This is a genomic window from Photobacterium sp. WH77 (genome assembly GCF_022014395.1).
Lineage (GTDB): Bacteria > Pseudomonadota > Gammaproteobacteria > Enterobacterales > Vibrionaceae > Photobacterium > Photobacterium arenosum.
Map to the genome: position 1 here is coordinate 1 of NZ_JAKLTE010000032.1, position 19765 is coordinate 19765.

Annotated in this window: 14 protein-coding genes and 6 tRNA genes; 12 read left to right on the plus strand and 8 right to left on the minus strand. The window is 50.0% G+C overall.

Annotation, left to right across the window (positions count from 1 at the left end; translation table 11 throughout):
- The first annotated feature begins 31 nt into the window (after positions 1-31).
- Positions 32-108 (plus strand) — tRNA-Asp (locus L6J37_RS20255).
- A 153-nt stretch (positions 109-261) separates the two neighbouring features.
- Here the strand turns inward: L6J37_RS20255 and L6J37_RS20260 are convergent.
- The gene (locus L6J37_RS20260; RefSeq protein WP_237796414.1) at positions 262-1470 is read right to left on the minus strand and encodes an NAD(P)-binding domain-containing protein; all 1209 of its coding nucleotides are present in this window, start codon (positions 1468-1470) and stop codon (positions 262-264) included.
- A gap of 10 nt (positions 1471-1480) precedes the next feature.
- Positions 1481-2353, minus strand: coding sequence for an HTH-type transcriptional activator IlvY (gene ilvY, locus L6J37_RS20265; RefSeq protein ID WP_192016093.1), 873 nt, complete (start codon positions 2351-2353; stop codon positions 1481-1483).
- A gap of 131 nt (positions 2354-2484) precedes the next feature.
- Here ilvY and ilvC point away from each other — a divergent pair, with 131 nt between their 5' ends.
- A complete protein-coding gene (ilvC, locus tag L6J37_RS20270; protein ID WP_237796416.1) occupies positions 2485-3969 on the plus strand; it encodes a ketol-acid reductoisomerase in 1485 nt (494 codons plus the stop codon).
- Positions 3970-4042: 73 nt separating this feature from the next.
- On the opposite strand, the gene ubiK is transcribed toward ilvC, so the two are convergent.
- The 4 genes from ubiK to L6J37_RS20290 all read right to left on the minus strand — a co-directional run bounded on the left by ubiK (position 4043) and on the right by L6J37_RS20290 (position 9300).
- Positions 4043-4300 (minus strand): ubiquinone biosynthesis accessory factor UbiK, encoded by a 258-nt coding sequence (gene ubiK, locus L6J37_RS20275; RefSeq protein ID WP_192016091.1) that lies wholly within the window; start codon positions 4298-4300, stop codon positions 4043-4045.
- Between the two features lie 154 nt (positions 4301-4454).
- A complete protein-coding gene (locus L6J37_RS20280; RefSeq protein ID WP_237796418.1) occupies positions 4455-7571 on the minus strand; it encodes a multidrug efflux RND transporter permease subunit in 3117 nt (1038 codons plus the stop codon).
- Between the two features lie 12 nt (positions 7572-7583).
- The gene (locus L6J37_RS20285) at positions 7584-8699 is read right to left on the minus strand and encodes an efflux RND transporter periplasmic adaptor subunit (RefSeq protein ID WP_192016089.1); all 1116 of its coding nucleotides are present in this window, start codon (positions 8697-8699) and stop codon (positions 7584-7586) included.
- Between the two features lie 34 nt (positions 8700-8733).
- On the minus strand, positions 8734-9300 hold the full coding sequence (locus L6J37_RS20290) for a TetR/AcrR family transcriptional regulator (RefSeq protein WP_192016088.1): 567 nt from the start codon (positions 9298-9300) through the stop codon (positions 8734-8736).
- 177 nt (positions 9301-9477) lie between these two features.
- Here L6J37_RS20290 and rep point away from each other — a divergent pair, with 177 nt between their 5' ends.
- Entirely contained in the window at positions 9478-11496 is a 2019-nt protein-coding gene (gene rep, locus L6J37_RS20295) for a DNA helicase Rep (protein ID WP_192016087.1), read from the plus strand.
- 79 nt (positions 11497-11575) lie between these two features.
- Here rep and L6J37_RS20300 read toward each other — a convergent pair whose 3' ends face one another.
- A complete protein-coding gene (locus tag L6J37_RS20300) occupies positions 11576-11986 on the minus strand; it encodes a c-type cytochrome (RefSeq protein WP_161442241.1) in 411 nt (136 codons plus the stop codon).
- Between the two features lie 295 nt (positions 11987-12281).
- Between L6J37_RS20300 and L6J37_RS20305 the strand changes: the two genes are divergently transcribed.
- From L6J37_RS20305 to L6J37_RS20325, 5 genes are all read left to right on the plus strand, one after another.
- Positions 12282-12358: transfer RNA gene (locus L6J37_RS20305), tRNA-Arg, on the plus strand.
- 41 nt (positions 12359-12399) lie between these two features.
- Positions 12400-12475, plus strand: a tRNA-His gene (locus tag L6J37_RS20310).
- Positions 12476-12705: 230 nt separating this feature from the next.
- Positions 12706-12782 (plus strand) — tRNA-Pro (locus L6J37_RS20315).
- Positions 12783-12897: 115 nt separating this feature from the next.
- Positions 12898-12973: transfer RNA gene (locus L6J37_RS20320), tRNA-His, on the plus strand.
- Between the two features lie 240 nt (positions 12974-13213).
- A tRNA-Pro gene (locus tag L6J37_RS20325) sits at positions 13214-13290 on the plus strand.
- Positions 13291-13322: 32 nt separating this feature from the next.
- Here the strand turns inward: L6J37_RS20325 and L6J37_RS20330 are convergent.
- On the minus strand, positions 13323-13610 hold the full coding sequence (locus L6J37_RS20330) for a hypothetical protein (protein ID WP_237796419.1): 288 nt from the start codon (positions 13608-13610) through the stop codon (positions 13323-13325).
- Positions 13611-14064: 454 nt separating this feature from the next.
- On the opposite strand from L6J37_RS20330, the gene L6J37_RS20335 reads away from it, so the two are divergent.
- The 4 genes from L6J37_RS20335 to L6J37_RS20350 all read left to right on the plus strand — a co-directional run bounded on the left by L6J37_RS20335 (position 14065) and on the right by L6J37_RS20350 (position 19466).
- The gene (locus L6J37_RS20335; RefSeq protein ID WP_192016086.1) at positions 14065-15783 is read left to right on the plus strand and encodes an ABC transporter ATP-binding protein; all 1719 of its coding nucleotides are present in this window, start codon (positions 14065-14067) and stop codon (positions 15781-15783) included.
- 141 nt (positions 15784-15924) lie between these two features.
- The gene (locus tag L6J37_RS20340; protein ID WP_192016085.1) at positions 15925-17478 is read left to right on the plus strand and encodes an ABC transporter substrate-binding protein; all 1554 of its coding nucleotides are present in this window, start codon (positions 15925-15927) and stop codon (positions 17476-17478) included.
- A gap of 66 nt (positions 17479-17544) precedes the next feature.
- Positions 17545-18522 (plus strand): ABC transporter permease, encoded by a 978-nt coding sequence (locus L6J37_RS20345; protein ID WP_192016084.1) that lies wholly within the window; start codon positions 17545-17547, stop codon positions 18520-18522.
- A 2-nt stretch (positions 18523-18524) separates the two neighbouring features.
- Positions 18525-19466, plus strand: a complete 942-nt coding sequence (locus L6J37_RS20350; protein ID WP_237796420.1) for an ABC transporter permease — start codon at positions 18525-18527, stop codon at positions 19464-19466.
- The last annotated feature ends 299 nt before the right edge of the window (positions 19467-19765 follow it).

Below are 19765 nucleotides of genomic sequence, written 5' to 3' on the forward strand. Positions count from 1 at the left end.
GACGACGAGCACATTGAAAATAACCAGTTTCGGAGCGGTAGTTCAGTTGGTTAGAATACCGGCCTGTCACGCCGGGGGTCGCGGGTTCGAGTCCCGTCCGCTCCGCCACTTATCAGAGAAACCCAGTCAGCAATGACTGGGTTTTTTGCTGTCTGGCGTTTGCATGCCTCTGATTGTTCGTCAGATATGAAGAGATCCAGGCGAGGCGTTCCCGACAACAGACTGGGATTTTTCTGCATCGCTGCCATGAATCAGTGTTTGTTATGTGTAGCTGTAGAAATAACGCAACCATTGCTCAGCAATAAAAATTTCATCTTGTGCGGATAAAGCCTGAATACCTGCCGCATAGCTATGTGACTGACTGCCAAGATGCAGACCTGCCAGTAAATGTGCGGCCTCAAACAGGTACAAAGTGGGATCACCCATACCTGTTTTGAAGGGAGTGTTCGCAGACTCCCCACCGGCAATGAGGTAAATACTGGCGCCATGCCGATTTTGATATTCTGTGACCAGTTTATTCCCTCCCACATACTGCAACGTCCCTTGCTGCACTAACTCGGGTAAATTGAGCTCGTCGTCGGCAGAGGTGACAGTGGCTATGAACAAGTTCTCGCGTCTGGACTGGATGTGCGCAGAGTGAAGCGCGCCATTTCCGGTGCAGCAGAAAATGAGATTACAGTGTTCTAGCATGGTTTCGGTTGAGCAGACCTGAATGCCATTTCTGGGTAAAGCGGTGAGTTGTCTGGGATCCTGGTCACTGACATAGATATCATGGATACCTTTACCTTGTAGTGTCTTACAGATACCCCGGCCCAGATTACCACTACCTATCACCCCGATAGTGAGAAAACCGAGGTTGTTCAATTTCAGGCCAAATGCCTCGCGCAGGATTTGATCAGTGTAATGGATGATACACTCAGAAGCTTCGTAGTCGGCTGGGGTCTTGATGCTCAGATGAGCCACCGATACTAAGGGTTTGATTAAATGTCGGTTGCGATACTTGGCGATGCCATTTGCGGTTAATTCAGCAATCCCCACGCATTGCTCATCATATGCCTCAAAGATGGCTTCAACGCCTTGAGAAAAATAGCCACCGTGATCAAGGATCAGAAAAGCCTGTCCCTCCTGAGTGTATTGCTGAATAAGATCCAAGCAACGTACAGGATCTCTTAACGCGATTTTGTCAAAGCCGGGCTCGACGACATCACAGTTTGGAATGGACTGGATGGTATTTAGCAGTGAGCCGTTGTTGCAAAAAGTCGCTTGCTTAGGGATGAAAATGACGTGGTCAGCAAGTTTACACAGTACGTTGAGATACGGCAGAGAGCCTTCATAGCAATGCATGACAGAGAAAACAACAAGGTTTCTCGGCATCGAATGAGTTTGCGCAATCTGTTCTAAAAATCGATAACCTTTTTCTGCATAGAAAGCGGAGTAGTAGCTGTGCGTTAAAGTATGCGTTGACGTCATAACCGGCCTGCTATTTGAATAACGTCAGCAACGCCTGAAAAAGAGGCTCTTGCTGTCGACTTTGTTTGCAACACAATCCCAATGTTAATGGTTCGACTGCTGCTGCTGGCAGCTTTTGAATCTGATCGCGAATCGGACTGTTTTCTATAACGATATCTGGCGCAATTCCGATACCACATCCCAATGCTACCATACTAACAATAGCTTCATGCCCAGCAACTTGAGCATAAATGTTGGGTTTTATTTTTTGTGATTTCATCCACTTGTCAGCATTTTCTCTTGCAGTTCCATACTCAGGCAGAATGAAGGGAAGTTTGTCCCACTGAATGTCCGGTGAAAGCAGCGCCTGAAGACCGGGTGAAGTGATTAATGGACTGATTAACGACATTGAGACATTACCCAAATAAATGAAAGTGAGTTTATTGGGTAAGTTGGCTGGCAGGGCAGTAATCGCAAAGTCGGCTTCATCGTGCAGGACTTTATTCACGGCTTGAGCCGGATCGCCGGTAACCAGCTGAATTTCCACCTGGGGGTAATGTTGCCTGAATTGATTCAGGACATTGGGGAGGTGGCTGTAGCTGGCAGTGACCGAGCAGAACAGGGTGAGTTTACCTTTGAGCATTTGATCCTGTTCAGTCAGCTCTTGCTGCAGTTGTTGCCATTCGGCAACAATGCGGCTGGCAACCGGTAGCAGTTTACGGCCTGATGTGGTCAGTTCCACACTGCGGTTGTCGCGAATGAAAAGCGGCTGAGACAGTTCCTGTTCCAGCCGCTGAATAAGCCGGCTGAGCGCGGACGGGCTGATGTGCATCTTCTGTGCTGTCTGACTAAAATTCTTGCTGTTACACAGATGAAGAAAGAGTTGGAGTGATTTTATGTTCATGGTTTATGTTGCACCATTTGCAATATGATGTTGTGAATATATCACTTTAGACAACATCAAGCCTGATCTACTATCAGGTTATTCGGCAGTGAAGTGCCGACCAAGGATTAGAATTCACGGAGTAACTTGTTATGGCTAACTATTTCAATACCTTAAATTTACGTCAGCAATTAGATCAACTGGGCCGTTGCCGTTTTATGGATCGCAGCGAGTTTGCTCAGGAAGCGGATTACCTGAAAGGTAAGAAGGTGGTTATCGTAGGTTGTGGTGCACAGGGCCTGAATCAGGGTCTGAACATGCGTGACTCAGGTCTGAATGTTGCCTATGCACTGCGCCAGGCTGCGATTGATGAGCAGCGTGCTTCTTTCCGAAATGCGAAAGACAATGGTTTTGAAGTGGGTAGCTATGAACAATTGATCCCTCAGGCCGATCTGGTTGTCAACCTGACACCTGATAAACAGCACACCGATGTTGTGACAACTGTCATGCCGTTAATGAAGCAAGGTGCTGCTCTGGGTTACTCGCACGGCTTCAACATTGTTGAAGAAGGGATGCAGATTCGTCCGGATATCACGGTTGTGATGGTCGCTCCTAAGTGTCCGGGTACTGAAGTACGTGAAGAATACAAGCGTGGCTTTGGTGTACCAACGCTGATCGCCGTCCACCCGGAAAATGACCCGCAAGGTGAAGGCCTGGAAATTGCGAAAGCCTGGGCGGCAGCAACGGGTGGCCACCGTGCCGGTGTGCTGGAGTCATCATTCGTTGCTGAAGTGAAATCTGACCTGATGGGTGAGCAGACGATTCTGTGTGGCATGCTGCAGGCGGGCTCAATCGTGTGTTACGAGAAGATGATTGCTGAAGGCCTCGAGCCTGGCTATGCCGGTAAACTGCTGCAATTCGGCTGGGAAACCATTACCGAAGCGCTGAAGTTTGGTGGCATCACGCATATGATGGATCGTCTGACAAACCCGGCTAAGATCAAAGCATTTGAGCTGTCTGAAGAGCTGAAAGATCTGATGCGTCCGCTGTATAACAAGCACATGGATGACATCATTACAGGTGAATTCTCACGGACTATGATGGCCGACTGGGCGAACGATGATGCGGAACTGCTGGGCTGGCGTGCCGAAACGGCGGAAACGGCGTTTGAAAACTACCCGCAAACCGATGCAAAAATCGCTGAGCAGGAATACTTTGATAACGGTATTCTGATGGTGGCCATGGTACGTGCCGGTGTTGAGCTGGCGTTTGAAGCCATGACAGCCTCAGGCATTATCGAAGAGTCGGCTTACTATGAGTCTTTGCATGAGCTGCCTCTGATTGCCAACACTGTCGCCCGTAAGCGTCTGTATGAGATGAACGTGGTTATCTCTGATACTGCAGAATATGGTAACTACCTGTTCGCGAACGTGGCTACGCCATTGCTGCGCGAAAAGTTCATGCCAAAAGTGAATACAGATGTTATTGGTAAAGGTCTGGTTGCTACAGGCAACCATGTTGATAACCAGCAGCTGATTGATGTGAACGAAGCGCTGCGTAATCACCCTGTAGAGCAGATTGGTCACGAACTGCGTGGTTATATGACAGATATGAAGCGTATCGCTGTAGGCGACTAAGTAAACATCCTTCCTGGTTAGTAAAAAGCCCGGCAAAATGTGCCGGGCTTTTTCATGTCTGTTCTGAGATATACTATTCGGACTTATCTGCCAGCATAGCTTCCAGCTGGGCAACCTTTTGTTCCAGCTCGTTCAGCTTTTGCCGTGTGCGCAGCAGGACCTGGGTCTGCACATCAAACTCTTCGCGATTCACCACATCCAGTTTACTCAGTTGTGCCTGAATGGTTTGGCGCACTTTCTGTTCCACATCCTGACCAAGTGCTTTGACCGGTTGAGGCATGGCTTCCTGAATTTGCCTGGCAACCTGCTCAAGTTTCTTTGGATCAAACATACGCGGGTTTAACTCCATGAGGTTAATGGGATACTTTTAGCCGTTAGTGTACACCAAATTTTTCTGCCACAGGCAGGAATCCTTGGCCAGATTGGGCTGGGTGGGCTGAAAAAAAGGCCGCTTGCGCGGCCTGAATCGAATGGAAAGTGGGTCTTTAACTTTCCCGGGCTTTCAGCGCTTGTTTCGCTTCGTCAGCCCGTTTTAACTTTTCCAGCTCTTTGTCCTCCACAAAAACCGGTAGTGGCTTGTGGGTACTGGCCAGGTAGGTGTAGATCACCGGCAGTACAAACAGGGTAAAGAGGGTGCCTATCGCCAGGCCGGATACGATAACGATACCAATACTGAAGCGCTGGGCAGCACCGGCCCCGGTGGCGTACAGCAGAGGAACCAGACCGGCAATCATAGCCGCCGTGGTCATCAGAATCGGTCGCAGACGCACCTTGGCCGCTTCCATTACTGCAGACATTTTGTCTTTCTGGTGATTGAGCTGCTCTTCTTTTGCGACTTCACAGATCAGAATCCCGTGCTTGGTGATCAGACCAATCAGGGTGATTAAACCCACTTGCGAGTAGATGTTCATCGAAGCCGCTCCCCAGGCCAGCGATACCAGAGCGCCACAAATAGCCAGAGGTACCGACACCATGATAACCATAGGATCGCGCAGCGATTCGAACTGGATAGCCAGCACCAGGAAAATCACCGCCAGTGCCAGACCGAAAGTCGCAAACAGTGCATTACCTTCGGTTACGTACTGGCGAGCTTCACCCATAAAGTCGTACTGATAACCAGAGGGTAGCTGGCTGACGGCTTCGGTACGGAACCATTCGATGGCATCACCCATGGCAGTACCCGGCATAGGCACCACACCTATGGTTGCCGAGTTTAGCTGGTTGAAGTGCGGCAGCGCGCGGGGTTCAGCCACGACATCGATAGTGACCAGGCTTCCCAGTGGCACTGAATTACCATCAGCCGCGCGAACATAGAAGGCGTTCAGCGATTCAGGGTTCAGGCGGTACTTACGCTCTACCTGCGGAATCACCTCGTAAGAGCGGCCATTGAGGTCGATGCGGTTGACATAACCGTCGGCCATCATGGTACTCAGAGTGATACCGATATCCTGCATAGTAACGCCATAAGCCCCGGCTTTGTCTTTGTCTATGCTGATTTTCATGGTGGCGGAGTCGAAGTTGAGATCCAAGTCCGAATACACAAACATCGGATTCTTCGCCACATCATCCAGAATAGAACCGGCCACCTGGAACAGGCTTTCAAAGTTGTTCGGCGTGGTAATGACAAACTGAATGGGCAGACCTGACCCCGCACCTGGCAGCTCAGGCATCTGGAAAGCGGTTACCGCCATACCAGGCACATCGTTAACCAGTGTAGTAACACGGCCAACCACTTCCGCCTGACTGGCTTCGCGCTGACTCCAGGGCACCATAGAAGCGATACCGAATGCCTGATTGGATTGCGGTACACCTGAGAACACCTGAGCAAAAGCCACTTCAGGCTGATTGCTCAGCATTTCGTTCACTTCACTCATGGAATTTTCGATGTAGTCCAGGTTAGCGGTAGACGGACCGGTCCCCATCATCATCAGCACGCCTTTATCTTCTGCCGGTGCCAGTTCACTGGGGATGAACTTGAACAGAACCGGCAGCATAGCAAAGACAATGACAGCAAACACTATCACCACAGGGCGTGATTTCATCACTGTGGTCAGCATTTTTTCATAGCGGCTGGTCATGCGATCCAGCACACTGTGCACGGTATCTTCAAAGCGGTTTGGCTTATCGTGTGCTTTCAGGATCTTAGAACACATCATCGGCGACAGTGTCAGTGCGATTATCCCTGAGATAAACACCGACCCGGCCAGCGTCAGGGCGAACTCTTTAAACAGTGAGCCTGTAATCCCCCCCATCAGTGCGATAGGTGCGTATACCGCGCCCAGCGTCAGGGTCATGGCGATAACAGGCACTGCAATTTCCCGGGTACCGATAATCGCTGCCCGGAACGGTGACTCGCCGAGTTTGATGTGACGGTCGACGTTTTCCAGTACCACGATGGCATCATCGACCACCAGACCGATAGCCAGTACCATGGCCAGCAGCGTCATCAGGTTCCAGGAGAAACCGAAGGCCTGCATTACCATGGCCACGCCAATCAGCGACAGCGGAATGGTGATGATAGGGATCAGTACCGCGCGGAACGAGCCCAGGAACAGAGTGATCACCACAAGAACAATCAGCGCAGCTTCACCAATAGTTTTGATAACCTCCTGAATCGACTCGTTAATGGCAACGGTAGAGTCGTACAGTATGTTCATCTTGATATTGCTTGGCATGTTGCGCTGAATTTCAGGCAACAGCTCCAGCACATCGGCAGCAATATTGATAGGGTTCGCACTTGGCGCTGCATTGATGGCGGCGACCACGGCTTCCTGTCCGTTTGCTGTTGCACGGTAAATGTCGTGGCTTTTCGCACGGGTGACTTTGGCGATATCACCTAAGCGGATCACCTGACCTTTCTGCGTCGAGACAATCAGCTTTTTCAGCTCATCTGTGGTTTTGACCTGGGTATCTGCCGTGCCGTTATACAGCACGAATTCACCTGTTGCCTGGCCCGTTGCCGACTGGTAGTTGTTGGCGTTCAGCACAGTCATGATGTCGCTGGCTGTCAGATTGTATGCGGCCATCTTGGCCGGATCCAGCCATACCCGCAGCGCAAATTTCATTCCGCCATAAAGGTCGATTTTGGATACGCCGTTCACTGTAAACAGCTGCGGGTTGAATACCCGCTCCAGGTAATCGGTGATCTGGCTGGAATTGAGCTCGTCACTGGTAAAGCCGATGTACATCACCGCCGTGGTAGAACCGGTCGACATGGTTACAGTCGGGTCTTCCGCTTCACGGGGAAGCTGAGAGCGCACCGAGTTGGTCTTCGCCAGTACATCAGACAGGGCCGCGTTGGGATCGGTATTGAGTTTCATGTTGACGGTAATTGTCGATGAACCCAGTACCGATGACGACGTCATGTAATCTATGTTGTCTGCCTGCGCGATGGCCTGCTCCAGCGGCTGAGTAATAAAGCCCTGGATCAGATCGGCACTGGCACCGTAATAACTGGTCGTCACAGTGACTACGGTATTGGTCATCTCGGGATATTCCCGGACCTGCATTTTGAAAATAGCCTGAAAACCAAGCAGGGCAATCAGAATGCTGATTGCCACTGCCAGCACCGGCCTTTTTATGAATATGTCAGTAAAGCGCATTTAACCTCCGAATCACAGCATCGGTGTTTCAGCCGGGGTTTTCAGGGCATCGTTTTCTACGATGCGGACTTTGACGTCATTACTCAGGCGTACCTGGCCGGTAGTCACAATACGGTCTCCCGGTTTAACGCCATCAAGAACGTGGATAACATCGCGCTTACGTTCACCGGTTTTCACCACAGACTGACGGACGCGGGTGACGCCTTCATCATCTTCGTACAGCACATACACATTATCGCCATACAGGGTATAGGTGATGGCAAACTGCGGCAGGACAACCTGATTTTCCAGGGTCGGCAGAATGATGTTAGCGCGGGCAAACATCCCGCTGCGCAGACGGCCGGCATTGTTCGGAATGTCCGCCTGAACCTGGATCAAGCCGCTCTGATAATTGACCGCAGGCTCAATCGCGCTGATCTTGCCCTGGAATTTGGCATCCGGGTACGCATCGACGGCGATATCAACTTCCTGGCCGATGTGGATGTCAGACAGATCGGTTTGCGGAATGGTGAAGCGCAGCTTCATCAGGGACGTATCTTCCAGACGCACTATGTCAGTGCCGGGCTGAATATATTCACCCAGGAACACATTACGCAGACCGACATCACCGGCAAACGGGGCTTTAATAATACGACGATCGATGGTGGCTTTCAGGCTCTCAATATCGGCTGACAAAGAGAAGTAATCAGCTTGCGCGCCATCAAAAGCTTCCTTAGAGATAGAGCCTTTCTTGTACAGATCCTGATAGCGGATGAACTTGGCTTTGGCGGCTGGCAGGCGAGCCTGGGAACTCTTGAGGTTGGCTACTTCAACATCTGAGTCCAGCGCTACCAGACGTTGTCCTTTTTTCACGGACATGCCTGAATCGAACTCCAGCGACTTGATCACGCCAGCGACTTCTGTGGTGACAGTCACACCCTGATTAGGCTCAATGAAACCAATCGCTTCAATCGCAGGTACCCAATTGGTCGGTTTTGCCTCTACGACAGTCACCGGATAATCCGGCTCAGGCATATTGGCGAAGTAAGCCATCTTTCCTTTTATTTCAAAGTACTTGGACGTAAAAAGCGTGCCAAACAGCACGGCAACGATGATGAGCATGACTATCCATGCTACCCATTTTTTCATTATCTTTGCTCCGGAGTCTTAAGTTAATGCTAATTCAATGTGTAATTACAGCATCCCAGCAAGCTTTAATGGCAGCATCCCGCGCTTCATCACTTACCGTAAAAGTACCACTCAGGTGCTTGCGGGCCAGACAGGCGCTGGGCTCAAGGCTGAGTGCGCTTAATATCTCGTTGTCCAAAGGCTTAAACAGCCCCTGAGCTTTACCCGTGTCAAACATCCTGTGGACAGGGGCAAAGAGCGTTTGCTCTAACGCTATCTTGTACTGCTTACCTCGGTGCGGCATGTTTTCGAACTGACCACGGTTAATAAGCGGCGCTTCATTATTCGTAGCCATATTCCAGATGTTTAACCACATAGTACGGAACTGCTGTTCTAAGGGCATGACATCGGAAACGTTCTGAGTGATTTTCCTGGCGACAATAGTCAGTATATGGTCATGCAGCTGAAACAGGAGATCATCTTTATCACTGAAATAGCGATAGATGGTCCCTGTCGCGACCCTGGCTTCTTTGGCCACCATGTTCATCGACAGACCGTGAAAACCATGTTTTGCCAGCAATTCTTCGGTTGCCTGCAAGATACGTTCTTTTTTGTCAGTCATTGTTGATCACAAAGTGAATGAACGTTCATTCATTATTGTGGATACTTTATTAGTATGCAACTCATCTGTTACCTTTATTTTTCTGAGAAAAACGCGGGGGATTGTCTGAAATAGACACGAGACGAGAACAGGTTACAATGCGGCAGCTGAATAAAACATGACTCATAGGGCAAATGAATGAAACTCAATCCGAGACAAAATGAGGCGGTACGTTTTGTTGCTGGACCGTGTCTGGTTCTGGCTGGTGCAGGTTCAGGAAAAACACGGGTCATCACCAATAAAATCGCCTACTTAGTACAACAATGTGACTACAAAGCCCGTCATATTGCGGCGCTGACATTTACCAATAAAGCGGCGCGGGAAATGAAAGAGCGGGTCGGGCAGACCCTGGGCCGCCAGGAAGCCAAAGGGCTGATGGTGTCGACTTTCCATACCTTGGGCCTGAATATCATTCGTCGTGAGTACAAGGTACTGGGACTGAAAGCGAGTTTCTCGTTGTTTGACGATCAGGATCAGATGGCACTGCTCAAAGAGTTGACGGAAGATCAGCTCGACGGTGACAAAGACTTACTTAAAATGCTGCTGTCATCCATTTCAAACTGGAAGAACGCCATGATGTCGCCCGCTCAGGCGAAAGTGCATGCACAAAGTGAGCGTGACCAGCTGTTTGCCCATTGCTACGAGTTATATCAGCGTCAGATGAAAGCCTATAACGCGCTGGACTTTGATGACTTGATTCTGATGCCTGTACTCTTGCTGCGTGATAATGATGAGGTGCGGCAGCGCTGGCAGAATAAGATCCGCTACCTCCTGGTGGATGAGTATCAGGATACCAACACCAGCCAGTATGCCTTTGTGAAGTTGTTGGTGGGCGAAAGGTCAAAATTCACTGTGGTCGGGGATGACGACCAGTCTATCTATTCCTGGCGTGGTGCGCAGCCGGAAAATCTGGCGCTGCTTAATAAAGACTTCCCGACGCTTAAAGTGATCAAGCTGGAGCAGAACTATCGTTCGACCAGCCGGATATTGCGCAGCGCCAACATTCTGATCGCCAATAACCCGCACTTGTTTGAAAAAGCGCTGTTTTCAGAAATTCCTGATGGCGAGATGCTCAAGGTCCTGACGGCTAAAAATGAAGAGCATGAAGCTGAAAAAGTGGTCGGAGAGCTGATTGCCCATCGTTTTCTCAACAATACTGACTACAAAGATTACGCGATTCTGTACCGCGGCAACCACCAGTCACGTTTGTTTGAAAAAGCCCTGATGCAAAACCGGATCCCCTACAAAATTTCTGGCGGCACGTCTTTCTTCTCCCGTACCGAGATCAAAGACATCATGGCGTACCTGCGCTTGCTCACCAATCAGGATGATGACAATGCTTTTTTGCGTATCGTCAATACGCCGCGGCGGGAAATCGGCCCTGTCACCCTGGAGAAACTGGGCACCTACGCCAATATGCGAGGCAAGAGTTTGTTTGAAGCCAGCTTTGAGCTTGGCCTGGAGCAGCATCTTTCAGGGCGAGGACTGGACAGCCTGCGCCAGTTTACGCGCTGGATAGTTGAGCTGGCCGATAACGCTGAGCGCGGCGATGCCGTGGCGGCCGTGCGGCAGATGATCCGTGATATTCATTATGAGGACTGGTTGTTTGAAACCTCCGCCAGCCCGAAAGCGGCAGAAATGCGGATGAAAAATGTATCCGATTTATACAGCTGGATCACCGCAGATCTGGAAGGCGATAATTACGATAACGAAGTCCGCACCCTGAAAGAAGTGGTTCAGCGCATGACATTGCGTGACATGATGGAGCGGGGTGAAGAGGATGAGGATGCCGATCAGGTTCAGCTCATGACACTGCATGCCTCCAAAGGGCTGGAATTTCCGCATGTCTACCTGATAGGTGCCGAAGAGGGCATTTTGCCGCATCAGACCAGCATTGATGAAGACAATGTGGAGGAAGAGCGACGTTTGGCGTATGTCGGTATTACCCGGGCGCAGAAAACACTGACCTTTACCTTATGCAAGGAACGCCGGCAGTATGGCGAGTTGCTTAAACCCGAGCCCAGCCGCTTTCTCTATGAATTGCCCCAGGACGATCTGGATTGGGAAACAGAGCGCAAACCTGTGACGGCAGAAGAACGAATGGAACGGGGTCAGGCACACATTGCCAATCTCCGCTCCATGTTCAAGAAGAAATAACTCAGCGAATCGCTGAAAATAAAAAAGGTTAGCCATTATAGCTAACCTTTTTTTCAGGTATCTGAAGGGGGAGTCTGAGTTACAGCCCCTCGATCATATGGTTGATCGCAGCCACGATTTCTTCATCGCTGCAGTCCATACAGGTGCCTTTCGCCGGCATGGCATTGAAACCATTAATGGCATGATTGGTCATCGTATCCATACCTTGAGCAATACGCGGTCCCCAGTCACCGGCATCACCTGACTTAGGTGCGCCCAGTACACCGCTGCTGTGGCAAGCCACACAGAAAGTGCCGTATACCTGATCGCCTGAGCGAGGGCCGGAAGCGGCGGCTGTAGCGGCTGGTGCATCGCCTTCCTTATATACAGAGCCAACAGGCTTGATGCGTTCTGCGATCGCTTCGCCAGACATATCTGCCGCTACGGCTGAGCCGCTGATGGCGACGGTTGCGACTGCAGCGACCATTAGTTGTCGAAGAGAAAATTCCATTGAGCTCACCTTAACACTCCCAGATTATTTGCTCGAATATCACAGCTTTCTTGTATAAATTATTGTAAATATTACATTATTGGACAAAGCTGTGAGTTATTAACCAGTGGTTTTTGGATAAAAAACGCAATGATTATATCCCTTAACGAAGTGGTATTAAACAGAGCGGCTTTGTTTGTATGACGCTAATCAACCCAGAGATGGTTATAAATAAAGCGAATACAAAATTTTTTGCAAAAAAGACTAGACGAGAAGCATGCTGATCCGTAATATTCACCACCGCCGATAGGGCAAGGCGCCCGTAGCTCAGCTGGATAGAGCGTTGGCCTCCGGAGCCAAAGGTCACAGGTTCAAATCCTGTCGGGCGCGCCACTCCGGAAAGTCAGGATGGCACTGTTGGCGTGTAAATTATGGTGGCTATAGCTCAGTTGGTAGAGTCCCGGATTGTGATTCCGGTTGTCGCGAGTTCAAGTCTCGTTAGCCACCCCATACAATTGGGTATGGAGCTTGTAACAAGCTCGGTACTTAGCGGCAGATAGCGCAAGTCGTGTATCTCCGGCTTTTGAGAATAGCGGACCAGAGGGACCCTCTGGCGCAAAACTCAAAACAACAGAAAGAATTATCGGTGAATAGCGCAGTTTGGTAGCGCATCTCCGGCTTTTGAGAATAGCGGACCAGAGGAACCCTCTGGCGCAAAACTCAAAGACAGAAAGAATTATCGGTGAATAGCGCAGTTTGGTAGCGCATCTGGTTTGGGACCAGAGGGTCGGGGGTTCGAATCCCTCTTCACCGACCACTTCTATGGTAAGTTTGCCCGGTGAGCAAACCTACAGGTTCGGAAAAAAGAAGTGTATTGCTCGGGTGTGTAAATCCGCCGCGTTCAATCCCTCTTCGCCGACCAAGTTACAATGGTGGCTATAGCTCAGTTGGTAGAGTCCCGGATTGTGATTCCGGTTGTCGCGAGTTCAAGCCTCGTTAGCCACCCCATATATCGTGTTTCAACCTGCATGGTTGAATGACAAGCAAAAAATCGGTGAATAGCGCAGTTTGGTAGTGCATCTCCGGCTTTTGAGAATAGCGGACCAGAGGGACCCTCTGGCACAAAACTCAAAACAATAGAAAGAATTATCGGTGAATAGCGCAGTTTGGTAGCGCATCTCCGGCTTTTGAGAATAGCGGACCAGAGGGACCCTCTGGCACAAAACTCAAAGCAATAGAAAGAATTATCGGTGAATAGCGCAGTTTGGTAGCGCATCTGGTTTGGGACCAGAGGGTCGGGGGTTCGAATCCCTCTTCACCGACCACCTTTGAAGACCCGCTCATTGAGCGGGTTTTTTTATGCCTGTATTTTACTGCCCGGTTCTGTCTGGAGCAGAGGAGGGCTATCGGGCCGGGTGCGGAAGCCCGCCGCACGGAGGCCCGCCGCGTTCATTCCCTCTTCGCCGACCACATTTGAAGACCCGCTCATTGAGCGGGTTTTTTTATGCCCCTTGGTTTCGCTGCTACTATTCAGAGGCGTACTGACCTCAGGATCGGGGGCATATTTGTGTTTTGTACTGTCATTTTCAGCCGGGTTAGCTGTTACGTTGCCGACAAGCTGTGAGTTACTCCGCTGTTTATTCATGACTTCCCGCTCTGGAGCAGTCTGCTTGTCTGGCTTTTCATGCTGCGTTGAATAGCTAGGGTGGATTCATGTACTGATACTATTATCTATAGTGGTCTAATATCTTTTTATGTTAATAAAATGTTCCTGTTTTTGCGGTGGTTTATTCATAGGGTCATGGATGAATATTGTGAATATAAATGCTTAAAGTGAGCATTTTTAGCTAATTTTTGCTGTTTTTACCGCGATTTATCTAAGATGGTTTATATGGGTTATGTGAATTTTAACCTTGGTTTATAGTGATTATTTATGCTGGTTTTGTGCGGTAGCACAGTTTTATAGTATGAAATGTTGATTTTTAGTGAAATCTTTGCCAGATTGATGGCACTTTATGTGGCCGATATTTTTATCGGTTTATTGGAATGGATTCATTTGCAGACAGGCAGAGTCGCTGCCAGGTTGTTGAGGTCTGAGCATGGCATTATTGGAAGTTAAAAACCTTCGTATTGAGTACCCGTCTCGTCACGGTATCCACGCTGCGGTGAAATCGCTGTCGTTCACCATAGAGCGCGGTGAGATTGTCGGTGTTGTCGGGGAATCCGGGGCGGGTAAATCGACGGTAGGTAATGCCGTAATCGATCTGTTGAGTCCTCCTGGCAATATTGCCAGCGGCGATGTCTACCTGGACGGTCAGAAAATCTCGGGTTTAAAACCAGAAGCGATGCGAAAAGTGCGTGGCGCAAAAATCGGTTTTATTTTCCAGGATCCGATGACTTCGCTGAACCCTCTGTATACCGTCGAGCGTCAATTGACGGAAACCATTATTACCAATTTGAATCTCGGCAAAGAAGAAGCGGTTCGCCGTGCTATTAAGCTGATGGAGCAAGTTGGGATCCCTCAGCCGGAAATCCGTATTAAGCAGTATCCGCATCAATTTTCCGGTGGTATGCGTCAGCGTGTGGTGATTGCAATCGCCCTGGCTGGTGAGCCTGATTTAATCATTGCCGATGAACCGACCACAGCGCTGGATGTGTCGATCCAGGATCAGATTCTGAGTCTGATTCGGGAATTATGCGTGAAGAAAAACGTTGGCTGCATGCTGGTAACGCACGATATGGGAGTGGTCTCCAATGTCACCGATCGTGTTGCTGTGATGTACCGTGGTGATCTGGTTGAAATCGGTCCGACGGAACAGGTGCTGGGTCATCCTAATCACCCTTATACTAAGAGCCTCATTTCTGCGGTTCCGCGTTCGGATATCAAACTGGCTCGCTTCCCTTTGGTGAGCTATATCGAAGAAGCCGGTGAAAGCACGCAGCTGGATGTGAAAAATCACTGGCTGGGCCAGAGTCAGGACGAACGTCAGTACACGGGCGCTTTATTGCAGGTCGAGAATGTTAATCTGCGCTTTGTGACCAAAGATTCTTTCTTTGAAAGCCGCCGTGAGTATGTGCAGGCCTCGAACGATGTCAGCTTTGAGGTGTTTGAAGGCGAAACCTTTGGCCTGGTTGGCGAATCAGGTTCAGGCAAATCAACCATTGCCCGTGTGATTGCCGGTTTATATCCGCCCAATTCTGGCAAAGTGGTGTTTGAAGGTATAGATCTGACGGCGCTCAAGAGCGAGAACGAACGCCGCCCTATGCGTCGCCAGATGCAGATGGTGTTTCAGAACCCGTATTCCTCAATGAACCCGCGGATGAAGATTTTCGACATCATTGCTGAGCCAATTCGCTTTCATAAACTGGCCGGCAGTGAAAATCAGGTGCGGCAGATCGTCGCTGACTTGCTCGACCATGTGGGTCTGGGCCGTGCCGCGGGCGTGAAATATCCCCATGAATTTTCGGGTGGTCAGCGTCAGCGTATTTCTATCGCCCGTGCTCTGGCAACACGTCCCCGTCTGCTGATTTGTGATGAGCCGACCTCGGCACTGGATGTGTCGGTTCAGGCACAAATCCTTAATCTGCTGAAAGATCTGCAGGATGAATTGAACCTGACTATGCTGTTTATCAGCCACGATTTACCGGTTATCCGCCAGATGTGTGATCGCATCGGCGTGATGCAGAAAGGCACCTTGCTGGAAGTGGCGCCGACTGAGCAGTTGTTCACGGCTCCGCAGCACGAATACAGCAAGCAATTGATTTCTTTGATGCCTGAATTCAAAGGAATGAGTCAGGAAGGCCTGAAACTGGCCTGATACAGAACCTGTTTGCCCGCCGGGAACCCATATTTCCGGCATGGCTCTGTCAGGGAGCCGGGCTGTTGTTGCTTACCTAAACCAATAATAAGCAAACATAACCATCTGGGAGTTCTCTCCCTGCATAAAGGAGCTATGCAAATGAAAACCTTCAAGAGCAAGTTAGCCGTTGCGTTAATGGCTGCTGGTCTGAGCTTCGGCGCGGCGGCTGCCAACCTGAATTTAGCTTACGATGCTGACCCGGTATCTCTGGATCCGCATGAGCAATTGTCTGGTGGTACGCTGCAACTTTCTCACATGACCTATGATCCGCTGATCCGTTTTACTCAGTCGATGGAGTTTGAACCCCGTCTGGCAACGTCGTGGGAGCGTGTGGATAACAGCACTATGCGCTTTAAGCTGCGTGAAGGCGTAAAATTCCACTCCGGCAACACCTTCAGCGCTGATGACGTGGTCTGGACCTTTAAGCGTCTGAAATCTTCTGCCGACTTCAAAGGTATCTTCACCCCTATCGTGGATATCAAAAAAGTGGATGCCAACACGGTTGACGTGATCACTGACGGCACCTACCCACTGATTGAAAACGTCATGACCTACGTGTTCCCGATGGACAGCAAGTTCTACTCAGGCCAGACCGCCGACGGCAAAGACAAGTCTGAACTGAAGAAAAACGGTTCAACATTTGCTTCTACCAATATCTCAGGTACCGGTCCGTTCAAAGTGGCCAGCCGCGAGCAAGGCGTGAAGGTTGAGTTCGAACGTTTTGCTGATTACTGGGACAAAGACAGTGAAGGCAATGTCGATAACATCACGCTGCGCCCAATCAAAGAAGACGCTACCCGTGTGGCAGCCCTGCTGTCTGGCGATGTTGATATGATTGCGCCTGTGTCGCCGAATGATTATCAGCGTATCAAGAGTAACGATAAGCTGGATCTGGTGACTATGCCGGGTACCCGTGTCATTACTTTCCAGCTGAACCAGAAAGTGGCCGAGCCACTGCGTGATGCGCGTGTTCGTCAGGCGATTGTGTATGCGGTGAACAATGAAGGTATTGCTGAGAAGATCATGAAAGGCGCAGCGACGCCTGCCGGCCAGCAGAGCCCTGTGGGTTATGCCGGTTACAACGAGTCGCTGACCCCGCGTTATGATCTGAAAAAAGCACAGCAGCTGATGAAAGATGCCGGTTATGAGAACGGTTTCTCTATCACTATGATTGCACCGAACAACCGCTATGTGAACGATGAAAAAGTCGCTCAGGCTGTGGCAGCGATGCTGGCGAAAATCAAGGTTAAAGTTGATCTGCAAACTATGCCAAAAGCACAGTACTGGCCGGAGTTTGATAAGTGTGAAGCCGGTATGCTGATGATCGGCTGGCACCCGGACACAGAAGATTCAGCGAACTTTACTGAGTTCCTGACCATGACCCGTAACGCTGACACAGGTAAAGGCCAGTATAACTGCGGTCATTACTCGAACGCTGAAGTTGATAAGCTGGTTGAAGCGTCTAACACGGAAACCGATCTGGAAAAACGCAGCACTATGCTGAAGAAGGTTGAAGAGTTGCTGTACAACGACGCTGCCTTTGTTCCACTGTACTGGCAAGATCCGTCTTGGGCTGCCAAGAAGAATGTGGACATCAAACCTATCGTGAACGGTATGGACTTCCCGTACCTGGGCGATTTGGTTATCAAGTAATACCTTTCGTAATTCAGGCTCCGGCGCTGGCCGGGGCCTGATTATGGATGTCTAAAGAGGCAAGAAATGTTTACGTTTTTGGTCAAGCGCCTGGTGCAGGCACTGGTAGTGATGTTTGTGATCAGTCTGGTGGCGTTTGCTATCCAGGACAATTTAGGCGATCCCCTGCGTGAGCTGGTGGGACAGTCTGTGTCCGAAGCCGAGCGAGATGCGCTGCGGACTGAAATGGGCCTCAACGATCCCTTTATGGTGAAGTACGGCCGCTTTATTTCGAAAGCTGTTCAGGGGGATTTAGGTAACTCTTATTTCTTCAAACGTCCGGTTGTTGACGTGATTCTGGACAAGCTGGTAGCCACACTGGAACTGGTGTTTGCTGCGTCACTGATTATTGTTGTGGTGTCGATCCCCCTAGGCGTTTATTCGGCCATACACCCCAACAGCGCCCTGACGAAAGTGATCATGGGCTTTAGCATAGTAGGTATCTCCATTCCGGTCTTTTTGACCGCCATTATGCTGATGTATGTTTTCTCAATCGAATTAGGCTGGTTGCCTTCGTTCGGACGGGGTGAAACGGCGAATATATTCGGTTGGAATTCCGGCTTTTTTACGCTGGATGGTTTGGCGCACCTGGTGCTGCCGAGTATCTCTCTGGCCTCTATCATGCTGCCGCTCTTTATCCGCCTGGTGCGCTCTGAAATGCTCGAAGCGCTGAGTACCGAGTACGTGAAATTTGCCCGTGCTAAAGGTCTGGCTCAGAACAAGGTGTATTATCAACATGCTCTGAAAAATACCATGTTGCCGGTGATTACTGTGGGCGGGGTGCAGATAGGGACTATGGTAGCCTATACAATCCTGACTGAGACAGTGTTCCAGTGGCCGGGAACGGGTTTCCTGTTCCTGGAAGCGATTAACCGGGTGGATACCCCATTGATTACCGCTTATGTCATTTTTGTTGGCCTGATCTTCGTGGTGACCAATACCCTGGTTGACCTGCTGTACGGCCTGATCAACCCAACCGTTAACCTGACCGGCAAAGGAGCGTAATCATGACTACCAAGACGACTGATGCGCCTTCACGCTGGCAGCGTTTTCTGAATTCAGATTTCATTTATTTCTTTAAAAAAGACAAAGTGGCGATTGCCAGTTTTACCGTGTTTCTGCTCTTTGTGCTGACGGCGCTGTTCGCACCTCTGCTGTCGCCAATGAATCCGTATGATCTCAACAGTATTGATATTATGGATTCAGAGCTGGCACCGTCATGGATGGAATTTGGCGATGCCCGTTTCCTGCTGGGTACGGATGATCAGGGCCGTGATATTCTGTCGACCATTATCTACGGGCTGCGCATCTCACTGGCCATTGGCCTGTTTGCCGTCGCGCTGCAGCTGTTTATCGGCATCATAGTCGGACTGTGTGCCGGTTACTTCGGTGGCCGGATTGACAGCTTCCTGATGCGTATTGCCGATGTTCAGCTGTCGTTCTCGACTATGATGGTGGCGATTATCGTGTTGGCAATTTTCAAAGCCAGCTTTGGCAGTGACTTTTACAGTCAGTACGCCATTTTGATGCTGGTGGTGATCATAGGTATTGCCGAATGGCCGCAGTATGCACGTACTGTGCGGGCATCTGTGCTGGCAGAGAAGAAAAAAGAGTATGTTGAAGCATCCCGCGTGATGGGCCTGAAATCACTGCGCATTATGTTTCGTCATATTTTGCCGAACTGCCTGTCGCCTATTCTGGTGATCTCCACCGTGCAGGTGGCCAATGCCATCATGTCGGAAGCGGCACTGTCCTTCCTGGGGCTGGGGATGCCGGTCGATCAGCCGTCACTGGGCTCGCTGATCAGTATCGGCTTTAACTACATCTTCTCGGGTTCCTGGTGGATCACTGCGTTTCCTGGCATTGTGCTGGTGACTCTGGTTCTGGTGATCAACCTGCTGGGTGACTGGCTGCGTGATGTCTTTAACCCTAAGGTTTACAAAGGGTAAAACCGGGCAACCTACCGCTTACCTTCTTAACAACCCCTGCCGCGGCAGGGGTTGTTGTTTTCCTCGCAATACTCCTGATCTGTCCCCGCAGCAACGCGTCAAAACAATGCGCTAAAGCATTGCACTCGCAGAAGTTTAATTTTTCGCTATTTATTCAATGGCTTAATTTGTAAGTAAATTGATACAAACTGCTTACACGTGCTTACCAAGCACTCAGTGACTTACAGACCCTCCCGATGAATAATTGATAAACAAAAGGTTAACAAATCAGCAACAATGCGCGCACCAGCCCAGTGGGG

Bases quoted from the DNA above. Each gene is read 5' to 3' on its own strand.
- ilvC (WP_237796416.1), top strand. From the start codon at position 2,485: ATGGCTAACTATTTCAATACCTTAAATTTACGTCAGCAATTAGATCAA.
- ilvY (WP_192016093.1), bottom strand. From the start codon at position 2,353: ATGAACATAAAATCACTCCAACTCTTTCTTCATCTGTGTAACAGCAAG.
- L6J37_RS20350 (WP_237796420.1), top strand. From the start codon at position 18,525: ATGACTACCAAGACGACTGATGCGCCTTCACGCTGGCAGCGTTTTCTG.
- rep (WP_192016087.1), top strand. From the start codon at position 9,478: ATGAAACTCAATCCGAGACAAAATGAGGCGGTACGTTTTGTTGCTGGA.
- L6J37_RS20260 (WP_237796414.1), bottom strand. From the start codon at position 1,470: ATGACGTCAACGCATACTTTAACGCACAGCTACTACTCCGCTTTCTAT.
- L6J37_RS20290 (WP_192016088.1), bottom strand. From the start codon at position 9,300: ATGACTGACAAAAAAGAACGTATCTTGCAGGCAACCGAAGAATTGCTG.
- L6J37_RS20345 (WP_192016084.1), top strand. From the start codon at position 17,545: ATGTTTACGTTTTTGGTCAAGCGCCTGGTGCAGGCACTGGTAGTGATG.
- L6J37_RS20280 (WP_237796418.1), bottom strand. From the start codon at position 7,571: ATGCGCTTTACTGACATATTCATAAAAAGGCCGGTGCTGGCAGTGGCA.
- ubiK (WP_192016091.1), bottom strand. From the start codon at position 4,300: ATGTTTGATCCAAAGAAACTTGAGCAGGTTGCCAGGCAAATTCAGGAA.
- L6J37_RS20340 (WP_192016085.1), top strand. From the start codon at position 15,925: ATGAAAACCTTCAAGAGCAAGTTAGCCGTTGCGTTAATGGCTGCTGGT.
- L6J37_RS20335 (WP_192016086.1), top strand. From the start codon at position 14,065: ATGGCATTATTGGAAGTTAAAAACCTTCGTATTGAGTACCCGTCTCGT.
- L6J37_RS20330 (WP_237796419.1), bottom strand. From the start codon at position 13,610: ATGAATAAACAGCGGAGTAACTCACAGCTTGTCGGCAACGTAACAGCT.
- L6J37_RS20285 (WP_192016089.1), bottom strand. From the start codon at position 8,699: ATGAAAAAATGGGTAGCATGGATAGTCATGCTCATCATCGTTGCCGTG.
- L6J37_RS20300 (WP_161442241.1), bottom strand. From the start codon at position 11,986: ATGGAATTTTCTCTTCGACAACTAATGGTCGCTGCAGTCGCAACCGTC.